The following is a 13,122-nucleotide window of genomic DNA, read 5'->3' on the forward strand; positions in this document are numbered from 1 at the left end:
GAAGCCGACATTCGCACCGTCGTCGACACGGCTCGCCTCGGCCCGGGAACCAATGCGTTCAAGACGATCCTTCAGACCGTGTCCGCCTGAACCTCAGTTCTGAATGGGGCGTGGGTAATTACCATTGCCCAATGTTGCATCGACGTACTTCTGCCCCGTACGAATAGATAAATGAAATGTAGTTGCGGAAAGAAGGCGAGCGGTCCTATTGTCTGCGAAGGGGGCACCGCCAATGAATGGTTTCATCGCTACAGGTCTTGCCATGCTCATTGCCATGGTCATGACAGCTTGCGTTCCCGCCGGTGATAAGCGTGCAGATCTGCGGGCGATCTTCCACGATCAAATCGCCCACTGTTATGTTCTTCCGAAGTCTGCGATCGGCGCAGATGCCACGGTCATTGAAGTACGGCTCAACCTAGATGGATCATTGGCCCAGGCGCCGAAGGTGCTGCAGGGCATCGCTAACTCCGACCAGGCCAAAGCCGCCTTGGCTGCTGTGAAGCGGTGCGCACCTTTCCATATCCCAGCAGGCCTTGCTCCACGCTATGCGCAGTGGAGGGTCATGGTGATCACGTTCAATACAGGTGTGATGTCACTCTCGACTGGCGTTTTCCGTGGAGGCGGTGAGCGTCCTGCCACGCAGGCGTAAGGTGTTCCCGAGAAAGGCTAAACTCCCGCCTCTCGTAACTTGTGTTAAAGCGCTCACGCTCAAGGCGCGTAGTCTGTGGTTGGATAGGAATGAGAAGCACCGATGCCGCGCTATCATTTTCACGTCCAGCTTGGAGATCGCTTCATACCGGATAGGGAAGGGATCGATCTGCCGAATTTGAAAACAGTGCGGGGAGTTGAAGCTCAGGCGGCTCATGCGTCCTGGGATCGTGTCCTGTGCTTCATTCAGAGCTTGCCCCATAGAACCACCATCATCACCGACGAGGCGGGCCGGATTGTCTTTGTCCTTTCTTTGTAGCGTATGCTTCCACCCCGTAGAAATACGGTCCGGGTGAGTGTTCCACCATCGTGAGATGATCGCTGCAACAGAGGGGAGCGGGATGCCCCGCTATTACTTCCATCTCCGTTCTAAGGATCAGTTCATCTGGGATCGGGAAGGGGTCGATCTACCCGATCCCGCCGCCGCCAGAGGAGCTGCCGACAAGGCAGCAGCTGAACTCCGCGGCGATCTGCTGCACGAAAGCAGGCATGGATGCCGCTGGACCGTCGCGGTCACGGATGAAGGCGACGAACTCATCCATGTCACGTCGCTCTAAAGCTGCTTTGCGGGGGTGAAATCATCACTCTCGTTTCGGGTTGGAGCAGCAGGATGGTCAACCGGATCCCCTTCTGAAATGAATCGCCTTCAAAAAGAATGACTTCCGCTTTCGAAAAGGGCGGTCACTGCAAACATGCGTCGAAATGGTATTAAATTGGTTCCAATCCTTTGGGGGAGGTGCTCTCCATGGAAAAACTAATGTACTAAGGTCTCTCCATTCCTGACACTAAACTTGCGCATTACTCTGCGTTAAGCTCTCGGCAAGCAGATTTGTGCAATGGTTCCTACGGTATCGTGGTCTATGTCTGGGGGGCAGGCGTGACAGAGGAAGAGATTGAAGCCGTCGCAGAAGAATTGGCGAAAGCGGGAGGCACTTCCTGGTATCCGGGGCGTACGCGCGGCGCGCTTCTGCGGCCGGTAAGCGAACGCTATCGGGATCGCGCGCGACTGGCGATCGCCGCTCTTGACCGTGTGAGAGCAAACCATGGGGGTATGCAGTCAGAGTCTCAGCAGACACCTCCACCGCATCAGAACGCGCTGGCGAGCAACCCAGATGACGTCCATGTGGGTGCCGTCGTGGTGTATCGTCCGCCGGGAGACCAGCGGGCGATCGCTTGCCGCATCGACCGACTCGAGGAGGGCCGCGCCTATCTGGTCCCGGCGCCGCGACCGGATATCGGCTGGGTTTCCCTGGATTCGCTTCACCCGCTGAGGGCAGAGACTCCGACCAAAGACGAATAGGGTGCGGGTCCAGAAGGTCTCTTCACTTCATCGGCAAAAAGGGTTAGCAGACTCCATCCTGTCCGAGTGGGTGTTTGTCCCAAATGCGCTGCTTCTTCCATCTTGTGAACGATCACGAAGAGATCGTCGACAACACGGGAATTGAAGTCCACGACCTGGAAAGCGCCAAGGTCCAGGCTCTCCTTGCCATCACCGAGCTGCGACAGGAAATCGGCAGCGATGCGCAGGATTGGACCGGATGGCGGCTCGATATCGTCTGCCCCCAGGGGACCCTTCTTCATTCGATGATGCTGAACAGCACTGTGCATTGAAGATCGGGCCTCTGCCCAAGATCAGTTTGTTAACAATAAAGTCGCGCCGAGCCGATTACTGGCATTTTCGCCAATCTCTCGGAATGATACGTTATAATTTAAGTAATCATCAGGTTGCAACTTCACACATTACATCATAACTCGTAATTGATTGCAGGTATTGCTGAGGCCGAATATCAAAAGTTGTGGAACTTATTTCCTCGGGTCGGAGTCTTTTCACGCGAGATACCCGTGAGGGTTAACCCGGAGGAGTAGGGAGATGAATTCGCGTGGACGCTCGATTGCCTCGGGCCGTGGGGCTTCAATTTTTGGCATGGCTGTTCTTGTTGCTTGTTTGATGGGGCAGCCCGCGACGGCTCAGGTCGGTCTTGGTGCTGGAGTGAACGTTGGTGGCTCGGACGGTCTTGGAGCCGGCGTTGGCGCGAATATCGGTGGTGACAATGGCATCTCGGCTGGTCTTGGTGCCAGCATCGGCGGATCAAGCGGCACGAGTGCTGGCGCGGGTGCCAATGTGGGTGGCTCGAGCGGGGCCTCGGCCGGCAGCGGAGCGAGCATCGGTGGGTCGAGCGGTGTCTCAGCAGGAGCGGGTGCGAATATTGGAGGCTCCGACGGCATCAGCGCAGGTGTCGGTGCGAATGTAGGCGGGTCTGACGGCGTGACGGCAGGTCTGGGCACGAGCATCGGTGGATCAGACGACATAACCGCAGGTGTCGGCGCAGGCATCGGCGGCTCGAATGGTATTGATGTGGGCGTCGGTATTGGGGTTGGTGGCGGTCGTGCCACTGGCGGCAACAGCGGAACAGGCAATACCGGCGGCACGGGTGGGCTTACCAATCCAGGCTCGATGGGAACGGGCAGCGTGCGCAATCCATCCTCAACCGGCAGCGTCAACCCGAACCAGCCGAGCAGACCCGGTCAAACCGAACGTCTCAGGGCGGAGATCCGCAACATGAGCGAAGATGAGCGCCTGAAGCTGCGTCGCAGCTGCGCCATGGTCTCGGCCTCTCCCGATGGGTACGATTCCGACATGCAGGCGCTCTGCCGCCTGATGAGCCGAATGTCGGCGCTCTAAATGGCATCGGCGACGAGAAGGCGTGACCCATCGGTGTCGCGCCTCTCGTTTTGGATTTTTCGTGTGGCGACCTGTCAGCGCCAAGCCGTGACCACGAGAGCACTCATGCGGTTTTCAACGGCCGATGTGCCGAAGCGCGCCGCAAGAGCCTCAGTCGCCTTGGTCGTGACGTCCTCCAGGCGCTCCGGAGCGCGGGCCTCGATCTCGGATCGTAGGGGAGAGCCCTGGCAAAGTCCCATCGCGGGAGCGTGGGGTGAGGGAGCTTGCGTGACCTTTTCGACAACCTCGATATCGACGTTCTCAAAGCCTGCCTGCTGCACCTCGCCACGGATCCGGTCGGGATCGAAATAGCCGAAGGGCACGCGCTCGATGAAGCGCGGCGGGTCGTCGGGAAAGCATTTGCCCGCCGCGTCGGAGATGATGCGACTGACCTCGTTGTGGTCGAGGGAGTTCCAGACGTTGAACACGAAGCGACCACGGGGTTTGAGCACGCGCAGCGCCTCGCGATAGGCCGTCAGCTTGTCGGGAAAGAACATGACACCGAACTGGCACACGACCACGTCGAAGGATGTGTCCTCGAACGGAAGCGCCTGCGCATCAGCCTGTTGCCATTTCACATTGGGTGCCTGGAGCCGCTTGGCCGCAACATCGAGCATCGCCTGATTGAGATCGGTCGCGACGATCTCGACATTGGGCGGCAATGCCTTCACCAGCGCGCGAGTGACGATGCCCGTCCCGGCGGCCGTTTCCAGAATGCGGCTCTGCGCGATATCATGCAGGCGCGCTGCCATGTCTTCGGCGTAAGGCTCGAAGAGGATTGAACCGAGATATTGTTCGTAGATCGCCGGAATCGAGCCCGCAAAGGCGGCATCGGTGGCACCCATCGTTTCCTCCACCGTGAAAGGGAGGGATGATCGCGCCGAAGGCTAGGGCGGGCAAGTGTCTCAAAAGGCTAGGGCCGACGACCTGATCGCTCGAAATGAGACAAAAGCCCGAGCGGAGATACGCCGGAAAAGCCATGGCATGGGAAGATATGACATGCTCTCTTTTGCGCGGCCTAAATCCAGGAGCAAGCATGACGGCCATTCTGCAGCTTCCAGCCTGGCTGGGCGCGATCCTTGCGATGCTGCTCGCCATTGCGGCCTCCGCCATTCCCTTCGTCGTGCTGCGCCGGCTGTTGAGCGAAGAGCTGCCGACGAGGACCCGCGATGTGGCCGAAACGGTCGCCGTGCGCATCGGAACGATCCACGGTCTCATTCTGGCGCTCGTATTCGCGGAGGCGCAGTCCACGCACACAAACCTGCAGCAGGAGGTCTCAAAAGAACTCACAACGATCGAGCACATCGCGCTCGAACTGAATCAATGGGACGGGCCGGAGAAGGATGCGCTACGCGGCCAGCTTGCCGCCTATGTGACGGCGGCCCTGCAGAACGAGTGGCAGGCTTCCGCGAGCCTCAGAGGCAGCCGCGAGGCGAGGCGGGCTTACACCACGCTCGACCATGCCATCCTCAATCTCCAAGCCGAGACGCCGCAGCAGCAATCCCTGCGGACCCGGATGATCATGAACATGGATACCCTTCAGGACCATCGAAAGGCGCGGCTCTCGCTCGCCCATCGTGGTCTTCCGAGCCTGTTCTGGTGGATGGCCCTGATCGGCTTCGCCATCATCGTCGGCTTCTTCCTCGTCTTTCCGGCCAACCTCGTGCACATCGCCATTCTTTCTGTCTACGGAGCCTACACGGGCCTCGCGCTCTACTTCATCCTGGCCTTGAGCCATCCCTATGCAGGCCCGGCCGCCATCGATACGGTGCCCTATGAGATGGTGCTTGAGGATGAGTTGGGAGCGCCGAGAGTGACTTCGAGCCAATAAGGAAGCCGAGGCAGTGACAGTCTTGGGGGCGGGACTCAGGGCTGAGCAACCTGATTGACTTCAGCAGCGTCTCTCACGTGGTGTGCCACAAGGTATGGAGGAGCCTGCTCCCGCATTATCCTAGCAGCCAGGCAAAGGCCCGTTTTAGGTTGGCTGTGCCATCGCGCTCGAACCAGCGGCCGTGTCCGATGATGACACGTTGTGGGCTCCAGGCGACGATCCGCGAGACGGCTTCCTTCGCCGCTCTGCGGCGCAGGCGAATGACGAGGCGCAGATATGCCGGAGCCTTGCCGCCGGGCGCCTCTACGCCGGTGAGCGTCGCGAAGATACGGGTTCCCAACGGCAGCTTCTCCGGCTCGAGATTCTGGATGAGGTCGGTGAGAATGAGCGTGCGCGTAGGCTGGTGGAAGAAGGCGACCTCGCGAAAGCCCGCGCCGCCCGGGACGACGATCTGCTCGATCTCACCGCTCCATTCCTCGGCGGGCTCGTCTGTCAGGTCGCGATCGAACCGCAAGCCCTTCTTCTGAACCTGGGGTCGCCGGCGCAGTTCGGGCGCGGCGAATGTCTTGGCGGCCGGGCAGCCGTACTGCCATTCCTTGAGATGCGTCCAATGTGCGACATTGGGAGCGATGAGATGGCGGATGGGGCCAAGCGTCTCGATCTCGCGTCTCAGCTCCGCGTTGAAGCGCGTCGGCGAATGGAGCCAGACATCACCATTGCTCAGACGGATCACTGTCATCCGCACCGGCAGGCTTAAGCCCATCGCCTCCTGAGGCCCGCTGTCGACAATCCAGACATTGTCCGCGACGGGCTTGAGCACGTCGAGGGGAGGATAGGTTACGTCTTGATGGGACATGGTTCACCTTGCACGACCCCGCGAGGGCAAAAGGGGCCCTGTCGTCTTTTGAGGACTAGGCCCTTCGTCAGAAGCTTCAACTGATGGCAAAAATGCCGATCACGTGCGAAGGTTGCGCTCTTGTGCGGGCCGCCTATCGGGCCTAGCACTGGGATGCTGGATTCTTGCAGCACAGGACAGGTGGCGGCTATGTGGAACGACCGACGCATTCTGGACCTTCTGGGCATCGAGCTTCCCATCATCCAGGCTCCCATGGCCGGTGCCAATCTCTCTGACATGGTCATCGCTGTCTCGGAGGCTGGGGGGCTCGGATCTCTCCCCTGCGCTCTGCTGAGCCACGACAAGGCCAGGGAAGAACTGTCCAGAATCCGGCAGAAGACCTCGAAGCCGATCAACGTCAATTTCTTCTGCCATCGTGCCCCGGTTGTCGATGCCGAGCGGGAGGCAGCGTGGAAGCAGCGCCTGAAAGGCTACTATCTGGAGTTCGGGCTCGACCCGGATATGTCGACCCCTCCCTCGACGCGCGCTCCCTTCGACGAGACATTCTTAAGCCTTGTCGAAGAATTCAGGCCGGAGGTCGTGAGCTTCCACTTCGGACTGCCGCAGCAAAACCTTCTGAAACGTGTGAAGGATACAGGCGCCAAAGTCCTTTCCTCGGCGACTGTCGTCGCCGAGGCGCGCTGGCTCGAAGGCGAGGGGTGTGATGTCATCATCGCACAGGGCTTCGAAGCCGGTGGCCATCGCGGCATCTTTCTGACCGACGATATCACGACTCAGATTGGCACCATGGCGCTGGTGCCGCAGGTGGTCGACGCGGTGAAGGTGCCAGTCATTGCTGCGGGCGGGATTGCCGATGCGCGGGGCATCGTCGCGGCTTTCGCCTTGGGAGCATCGGCCGTGCAGATCGGAACAGCCTACCTGTTCACGCCGGAAGCCACGATATCCCCGATTCACAGGCAGGCGTTAAAAGGCGCTGGCGCTGAAGAGACAGCGCTGACGAACCTTTTTACCGGGCGCCCTGCGCGAGGCATCGTCAACCGGATCATGCGCGAGGTCGGCCCCATCTCGGTGCTGGCGCCTGAGTTTCCGCTTGCAGGCGGAGCGCTCGCCCCCCTGCGTCAGAAATCCGAGCCCCTCGGTTCGGGAGATTTTATGTCTCTCTGGTCCGGCCAAGCGGCACGCCTGGCCCGTGAGCTATCCGCAGGGGAGCTGACGAAGGCGTTGGCGCGGGAGGCGCTTGATCGGCTGGACGTGCGTTCAGCCTGAGAGAAGAGCACCTCCGGCCGCCTTACTCCGCCGCCTGCCGCGTCACCTTCTTGTCCTTCTTCGCCGGCGCCTTCTTGGCGGCTTCCTTCGGAGCTGCCTCCTTCTTCAAGGGCCTGCGCTCCAGCACTTCCTTGAGGAAGCGGCCGGTGTGGCTGGCTTTCGACTCGGCAATCTCTTCCGGTGTGCCCTGGGCCACGATCTGGCCGCCGCCGTTGCCGCCTTCGGGGCCCATGTCGATCACCCAGTCGGCGGTTTTGATGACCTCGAGATTGTGCTCGATCACGACGACCGTGTTGCCCTGGTCGACGAGTTCATGGAGCACCTCGAGCAGTTTTGCCACATCGTGGAAGTGAAGGCCCGTGGTGGGCTCGTCGAGGATGTAGAGCGTGCGGCCGGTGGCGCGCTTGGAGAGCTCTTTCGACAGTTTCACGCGCTGCGCCTCGCCGCCCGAGAGCGTCGTGGCCTGCTGGCCCACATGCACGTAGTCGAGGCCGACGCGGGCAAGCGTCTGCATCTTCTCGCGGATCGACGGCACTGCCTTGAACAGGTCGCGTGCTTCCTCCACCGTCATGTCGAGCACGTCGGCGATGGACTTTTCGCGGTACTTCACCTCCAGCGTCTCGCGGTCGTAGCGCTTGCCCTTGCACACGTCGCAGGTGACGTAGACGTCGGGCAGGAAGTGCATCTCGATCTTGATCACGCCGTCGCCGGAGCAGGCCTCGCAGCGTCCGCCCTTCACGTTGAAGGAGAAGCGGCCGGCCTGGTAGCCGCGCGCCTTGGCCTCGGGCAGACCGGCGAACCATTCGCGGATCGGCGTGAAGGCGCCGACGTAAGTGGCCGGGTTCGAACGCGGCGTGCGGCCGATGGGCGACTGGTCGATATCGATGACCTTGTCGAGATGTTCCAGGCCTTCGATGCGATCATGCGGGGCAGGGTGCTCCAGCGCGCCGTTGAGCTTACGCGCGACGGCCTTGTAGAGCGTGTCGATGACGAGCGTGGACTTGCCGCCGCCCGACACGCCGGTGATGCAGGTGAAGGTGCCGAGCGGGATCTCTGCCGTCACGTCCTTCAGGTTGTTGCCCTTCGCGCCTACGAGCTTGATCTTGCGCTTCGGGTCGGGCTTGCGGCGCTTGCCCGGCACCTTCACGGACAACTCGCCCGTCAGGTACTTGCCGGTGAGCGATTTCGGGTTCGCCATGATCTCGTCCGGCGTGCCTTCCGCGACGATCTTGCCGCCGTGGATGCCGGCGCCGGGACCGATATCGAACACGTAATCGGCATGGAGGATTGCATCCTCGTCATGCTCCACCACGATCACCGTGTTGCCGAGATCGCGCAGGCGCTTGAGGGTGACGAGCAGGCGCTCGTTGTCGCGCTGGTGCAGGCCGATGGAGGGCTCGTCGAGCACATAGAGAACGCCCGTCAGGCCGGAACCGATCTGGCTGGCGAGGCGGATGCGCTGGCTCTCTCCGCCCGACAGGGTGCCGGAGGAACGGGCAAGCGTGAGATATTCCAGGCCCACATCGACCAGGAAGGTGAGGCGCTCGCGGATTTCCTTGAGGATGCGGCCGGCGATCTCGTTCTGCTTCTTGGTCAGCTTCTTCGACAGATCGCCGAACCAGAGATGCGCGTCCTTCACGGAGAGGGCCGTGGCATCGCCGATGTCGGAGCCTGCGATCTTCACCGCGAGCGCTTCCGGCTTCAGGCGCTTGCCGCCGCAGGCCTCGCACGGCGTCTCGCCCATGAAGCGGCCGATTTCCTCGCGCGCCCAATCGCTCTCGGTTTCCTTGTAGCGGCGCTCGAGATTGGGGATCACGCCTTCGAAGGGCTTGCGCACCTCATAGGCGCGCATGCCGTCGTCATAGGCCATGCGGATGGAGACGCCGTCCGAGCCGTAGAGGATGACGTTGCGCACTTCTTCGGACAACTCGGTCCAGGGCTTCGTCATGGAAGCCTTGTAATGCTTGGTGATCGCCTCGAGCGTCTGGCCGTAATAGGGCGAGGTGGATTTCGCCCAGGGCAGGATGGCACCGCGCTTGAGCGAGAGCGTCTCGTCCACGACGAGGGCCTCGTCGATGCGCATCTCATGGCCGATGCCGCCGCAGGTGGGGCAGGCGCCGAAGGGGTTGTTGAACGAGAACAGGCGCGGCTCGATCTCGGGGATGGTGAAGCCGGAGACCGGGCAGGCGAACTTGGACGAGAAGACGATACGCTTCGGTTGGCCCTTCGCGTCCTTCTCGTCGGCGTATTCGATGACGGCGATGCCGTCGGTCAACTCAAGTGCGGTCTCGAAGGATTCCGACAGGCGTGCGGCGATATCGGCCCGGACCACGATGCGGTCAACCACCACGTCGATGTCATGCTTGAACTTCTTGTCGAGGGCAGGGGCCTCGTCGATGGCATAGTACTCGCCGTCGATCTTCAGGCGCTGAAAGCCCTTCTTCTGGAACTCGGCGATTTCCTTGCGGTATTCGCCCTTGCGGCCGCGCACCACGGGAGCGAGCAGGTAGAGGCGGGTTTTCTCCGGCAGGTCCAGCACCCGGTCGACCATCTGGGAGACGGTCTGGCTTTCGATGGGCAGGCCGGTGGCCGGCGAATAGGGAATGCCGACGCGCGCCCAGAGCAGGCGCATGTAGTCATAAATCTCAGTGACGGTGCCGACTGTCGAGCGCGGGTTCCTGGAAGTGGTCTTCTGCTCGATGGAGATCGCGGGCGAGAGACCGTCGATCTGGTCCACGTCCGGCTTCTGCATCATCTCCAGGAACTGGCGGGCATAGGCCGACAGGGACTCGACGTAGCGGCGCTGCCCCTCGGCATAGATCGTGTCGAAGGCGAGCGACGACTTGCCGGAGCCGGAGAGGCCTGTGAACACCACGAACTTGTCCCGCGGGACCATGAGGTCGACGTTCTTGAGGTTGTGCTCCCGCGCCCCGCGCACCGAGATCACGCGCGCATCCGGATCGCCCGCCTTGGCGCGGTTGAACAATTCGTCGAGTTTAGCCATGGCCTTCAATAGCCTTCAAAGAGGGGAAAACGGCCAAGTGAGGCCGGCTCCGGGATATGTGACGTCCCACCCGCCGATGCAATGCGGCGGATGATTCCAGGTCTCAAATCCTAGAACAAAGAGGGTACAGAGGGCAATGGGCGTCGTTTGGAGAAAGATGTGCAACGGAAGGCTCCTGCTGCGGCATGAGTCTTAATCCGGGGAGGCCTGCGCGACCCGAGGCCCGTAACGGCACCCGCGGTCGCACCGGCGGCCGCGCCGCCAACGCCGCCGCCAATGATCGCTTCCGTCGTGGCCCCCGTCACGTTTCCGATCGTTGTGGACGAACAGGCTGAAATGGCGACGCAGGCACGTGGCCTCAAAGCCCCGGATTTTCCGATTTTACTTGAATGTCGTCCTATCGCCCCTTGCGAGATGGCACAGAGCAACATTACGCTACGTTGCAACTAAACCATTGCCTGGTGCTCCATGCCATTGACCCTGACTATCCAATCCTTCAGTCGCCCTACGGCCTCATCCATTATCTCGCGTATAGTCTCGGCCGAAGATGGCACACAGGCCAATGGCCACAACGGTTTTGCGTCTTTCAGTGCCGATCGACGCTACTTGGTTTTCGAAAGCCCAGCGAGCAATCTGGTCGCTGGAGACACGAACGGAAGCGCGGATATCTTCCGTAAGGATCTCTTGACGGGCGAGGTTGTTCGGATCTCGACCACGAGCACCGGCGCCCAGGGAAATGGCCATAGCAATAACGTGGCGCTCAGCGCCGACGGACGTTATGCCGTGTTCACAAGCAGCGCCGACAATCTGGTCGCTGGCGATACCAACGGCAAGGCGGACATTTTTCTCAAGGATCTGGCCACGGGCAACGTAACACGGGTCAGTACGGATGGCGGTAGGCGACAGGTCGGCGGGGATAGCGACAAAGCCCTGATCAGTCCCGACGGGCGCTATGTGGCTTTCGAAAGTTACGCGTCCGATCTGGTGGCAGGCGACACAAACAACACGAGAGATGTCTTTCTGAAGGATCTGTTCACCGGCGCCGTTGCCCGTCTTTCGACGAGCAGTGACGGAACGGGCGGAGACGGCGACAGCCGATCCGCGCAGATCAGTCCTGACGGGCGTTATGTGTTGTTCGAGAGCAATGCGACCAATCTGGTGGCCGGAGACACCAATGGCACCTCCGATGTGTTCCTCAAGGACCTGCTGACCGGCGAGATCCGTCGCGTCTCTACCGACAGCAGCGGAACTGAAGGTAATGACTACAGCTATCAGGCCCGCTTCAGTGCCGATGGGCGCTCTGTCGTGTTCACCAGCAGGGCGAGCAATTTCGTCCCTGGCGACACCAATGCCGATTACGATGTCTTTCTGAAGGATCTGGCAACCGGGGCGATTGATCGCCTTTCAACAATCAGCACGGGGGCTGAAGTGCATGGTTGGAGCGAGGAGCCTCGTCTCAGCAAGGATGGACGCTATCTGATTTTCGCAAGCGCCGCGGATGACGTGGTGCCCGGCGACAGCAATCACAAATACGATCTCTTCCGCAAGGACCTCGTCACGGGGGAGGTCATTCGTCTGTCCATCTCTGCGGAGGGCATCCCATCCGATGACGATACGGGTTATGGAATCGATGTAAGTCCCGACGGACGGTTCGTGGTCGTCGGCAGCCGCGCGAGCACTCTGGTGCCTGGCGACACCAACGGACAAATCGATACCTTTCTCATCGATGCTGTCCTGATGAAGAATGCACCGGCGGTCGTGGCTGGGCGGTTCGTGGAGTTGCGTCTCGCCACTGGCGCAGCCTCCAGCATCCGCCTCGACTGGGGCGACGGTGCGGTCGATACCATTTCTCCGTCAGGCGGTGGCGCCAATTTCAGCCATACCTATGCTGGCAGCGGAGCCAAGAACGCCGTTGCAACCGTTGTCGAGAATGGCCATTCATGGTCCGTGCCTTACGTCATCGATCTGGTATCCGGGCAGATGACGCGAAACGCAACAATGATGGACACCCTCGTCGGCAGCCAGGGAGCAGACCGGCTTGATGGGGATGCTTGGGCGAACCGGATCATCGGCCAGAACGGCAGCGACAGTATCGATGGCCGTTCCGGCAACGACATCCTTTGGGGTGGCGCAGGCAACGATACGCTCATCGGCAATGCCGGTCATGATACGTTCGTGTTCAGCGCGAGACCCAATAAGCGGACCAACAAGGACAAGATCGTCGACTTCAAGGTGAAGGACGACTCGATCTGGCTCGACAACGCCGTGTTCGCCAAGCTCGGCAAGAAGGGCTCGGAGGCAAATCCCACCAAGCTGTCCAGGTCGTTCCTCGCCATTGGTGACAAGGCGAAGGATAAGAACGACTATATCGTCTATGACAAGAAGAAGGGCGTTCTCCTCTACGATATAGACGGTTCCGGCAAGGGCAAGGCGGTGGAGATCGCCAGCCTCTCCAAGAATCTTAAGCTGACAGCGGCTGACTTCTTCGTCATCTGACCCGGCGCGAGGCGGCTTTACGCCGCCCATCCTTTCTGGGGACAGGCCTGTGCAGAACCCTCGGCCCGGCTTGCCCCCGGCGCCCCAGGGGCCCAGAACAGCCTCCTGAGAATGAGGAGAGGCCGTTATGGCTGGTTCTGTGAACAAGGTGATTTTGGTGGGCAATCTGGGGCGGGACCCGGAGGTGCGTCGCCTGTCGAACGGGGAGCCGGTGGTGAACCTGCGGCTTGCCACGTCGG

The 13,122-nt window shown here is 60.9% G+C and carries 13 protein-coding genes; 10 read left to right on the top strand and 3 right to left on the bottom strand.

Annotated features, from left to right (window positions below; translation table 11 throughout):
- Positions 1–232: 232 nt before the first annotated feature.
- The 6 genes from ACS5Q1_RS41490 to ACS5Q1_RS41515 all read left to right on the top strand — a co-directional run bounded on the left by ACS5Q1_RS41490 (position 233) and on the right by ACS5Q1_RS41515 (position 3,391).
- A complete protein-coding gene (locus ACS5Q1_RS41490; RefSeq protein ID WP_473103706.1) occupies positions 233–649 on the top strand; it encodes an energy transducer TonB in 417 nt (138 codons plus the stop codon).
- 102 nt (positions 650–751) lie between these two features.
- Complete coding sequence (locus ACS5Q1_RS41495; RefSeq protein WP_473103707.1) at positions 752–967, top strand: DUF6894 family protein; 216 nt, start codon at positions 752–754, stop codon at positions 965–967.
- Positions 968–1,049: 82 nt separating this feature from the next.
- The gene (locus ACS5Q1_RS41500; RefSeq protein WP_473103708.1) at positions 1,050–1,265 is read left to right on the top strand and encodes a DUF6894 family protein; all 216 of its coding nucleotides are present in this window, start codon (positions 1,050–1,052) and stop codon (positions 1,263–1,265) included.
- A gap of 272 nt (positions 1,266–1,537) precedes the next feature.
- Positions 1,538–2,008, top strand: coding sequence for a hypothetical protein (locus ACS5Q1_RS41505; RefSeq protein WP_473103709.1), 471 nt, complete (start codon positions 1,538–1,540; stop codon positions 2,006–2,008).
- A gap of 83 nt (positions 2,009–2,091) precedes the next feature.
- Positions 2,092–2,319: a DUF6894 family protein gene (locus ACS5Q1_RS41510; RefSeq protein WP_203439880.1), complete on the top strand. Its 228-nt coding sequence runs from the start codon at positions 2,092–2,094 to the stop codon at positions 2,317–2,319.
- Positions 2,320–2,578: 259 nt separating this feature from the next.
- Entirely contained in the window at positions 2,579–3,391 is an 813-nt protein-coding gene (locus ACS5Q1_RS41515) for a hypothetical protein (protein ID WP_473103710.1), read from the top strand.
- 74 nt (positions 3,392–3,465) lie between these two features.
- On the opposite strand, the gene ACS5Q1_RS41520 is transcribed toward ACS5Q1_RS41515, so the two are convergent.
- Positions 3,466–4,275, bottom strand: coding sequence for a class I SAM-dependent methyltransferase (locus ACS5Q1_RS41520; RefSeq protein ID WP_473103711.1), 810 nt, complete (start codon positions 4,273–4,275; stop codon positions 3,466–3,468).
- A gap of 191 nt (positions 4,276–4,466) precedes the next feature.
- On the opposite strand from ACS5Q1_RS41520, the gene ACS5Q1_RS41525 reads away from it, so the two are divergent.
- Entirely contained in the window at positions 4,467–5,261 is a 795-nt protein-coding gene (locus ACS5Q1_RS41525) for a bestrophin-like domain (RefSeq protein WP_473103712.1), read from the top strand.
- A gap of 115 nt (positions 5,262–5,376) precedes the next feature.
- Here ACS5Q1_RS41525 and ACS5Q1_RS41530 read toward each other — a convergent pair whose 3' ends face one another.
- Entirely contained in the window at positions 5,377–6,117 is a 741-nt protein-coding gene (locus ACS5Q1_RS41530; protein ID WP_473103713.1) for a DUF4336 domain-containing protein, read from the bottom strand.
- Positions 6,118–6,306: 189 nt separating this feature from the next.
- Between ACS5Q1_RS41530 and ACS5Q1_RS41535 the strand changes: the two genes are divergently transcribed.
- Complete coding sequence (locus ACS5Q1_RS41535; protein WP_473103714.1) at positions 6,307–7,383, top strand: NAD(P)H-dependent flavin oxidoreductase; 1,077 nt, start codon at positions 6,307–6,309, stop codon at positions 7,381–7,383.
- Positions 7,384–7,405: 22 nt separating this feature from the next.
- On the opposite strand, the gene uvrA is transcribed toward ACS5Q1_RS41535, so the two are convergent.
- Positions 7,406–10,387: an excinuclease ABC subunit UvrA gene (gene uvrA / locus ACS5Q1_RS41540; RefSeq protein ID WP_473103715.1), complete on the bottom strand. Its 2,982-nt coding sequence runs from the start codon at positions 10,385–10,387 to the stop codon at positions 7,406–7,408.
- A 684-nt stretch (positions 10,388–11,071) separates the two neighbouring features.
- Here uvrA and ACS5Q1_RS41545 point away from each other — a divergent pair.
- Positions 11,072–12,883, top strand: coding sequence for a M10 family metallopeptidase C-terminal domain-containing protein (locus ACS5Q1_RS41545; RefSeq protein ID WP_473103716.1), 1,812 nt, complete (start codon positions 11,072–11,074; stop codon positions 12,881–12,883).
- A gap of 127 nt (positions 12,884–13,010) precedes the next feature.
- Positions 13,011–13,122 (top strand): single-stranded DNA-binding protein (locus ACS5Q1_RS41550; protein WP_473103717.1); only part of this gene is annotated, 112 nt, incomplete at its 3' end.

The organism is Microvirga sp. GN3 (assembly GCF_055792825.1).

Coding starts and splice junctions, on each gene's coding strand:
- ACS5Q1_RS41530 (WP_473103713.1), bottom strand. CDS start 6,117: ATGTCCCATCAAGACGTAACCTATCCTCCCCTCGACGTGCTCAAGCCC.
- ACS5Q1_RS41520 (WP_473103711.1), bottom strand. CDS start 4,275: ATGGGTGCCACCGATGCCGCCTTTGCGGGCTCGATTCCGGCGATCTAC.
- ACS5Q1_RS41490 (WP_473103706.1), top strand. CDS start 233: ATGAATGGTTTCATCGCTACAGGTCTTGCCATGCTCATTGCCATGGTC.
- uvrA (WP_473103715.1), bottom strand. CDS start 10,387: ATGGCTAAACTCGACGAATTGTTCAACCGCGCCAAGGCGGGCGATCCG.
- ACS5Q1_RS41535 (WP_473103714.1), top strand. CDS start 6,307: ATGTGGAACGACCGACGCATTCTGGACCTTCTGGGCATCGAGCTTCCC.
- ACS5Q1_RS41495 (WP_473103707.1), top strand. CDS start 752: ATGCCGCGCTATCATTTTCACGTCCAGCTTGGAGATCGCTTCATACCG.
- ACS5Q1_RS41515 (WP_473103710.1), top strand. CDS start 2,579: ATGAATTCGCGTGGACGCTCGATTGCCTCGGGCCGTGGGGCTTCAATT.
- ACS5Q1_RS41500 (WP_473103708.1), top strand. CDS start 1,050: ATGCCCCGCTATTACTTCCATCTCCGTTCTAAGGATCAGTTCATCTGG.
- ACS5Q1_RS41525 (WP_473103712.1), top strand. CDS start 4,467: ATGACGGCCATTCTGCAGCTTCCAGCCTGGCTGGGCGCGATCCTTGCG.
- ACS5Q1_RS41510 (WP_203439880.1), top strand. CDS start 2,092: ATGCGCTGCTTCTTCCATCTTGTGAACGATCACGAAGAGATCGTCGAC.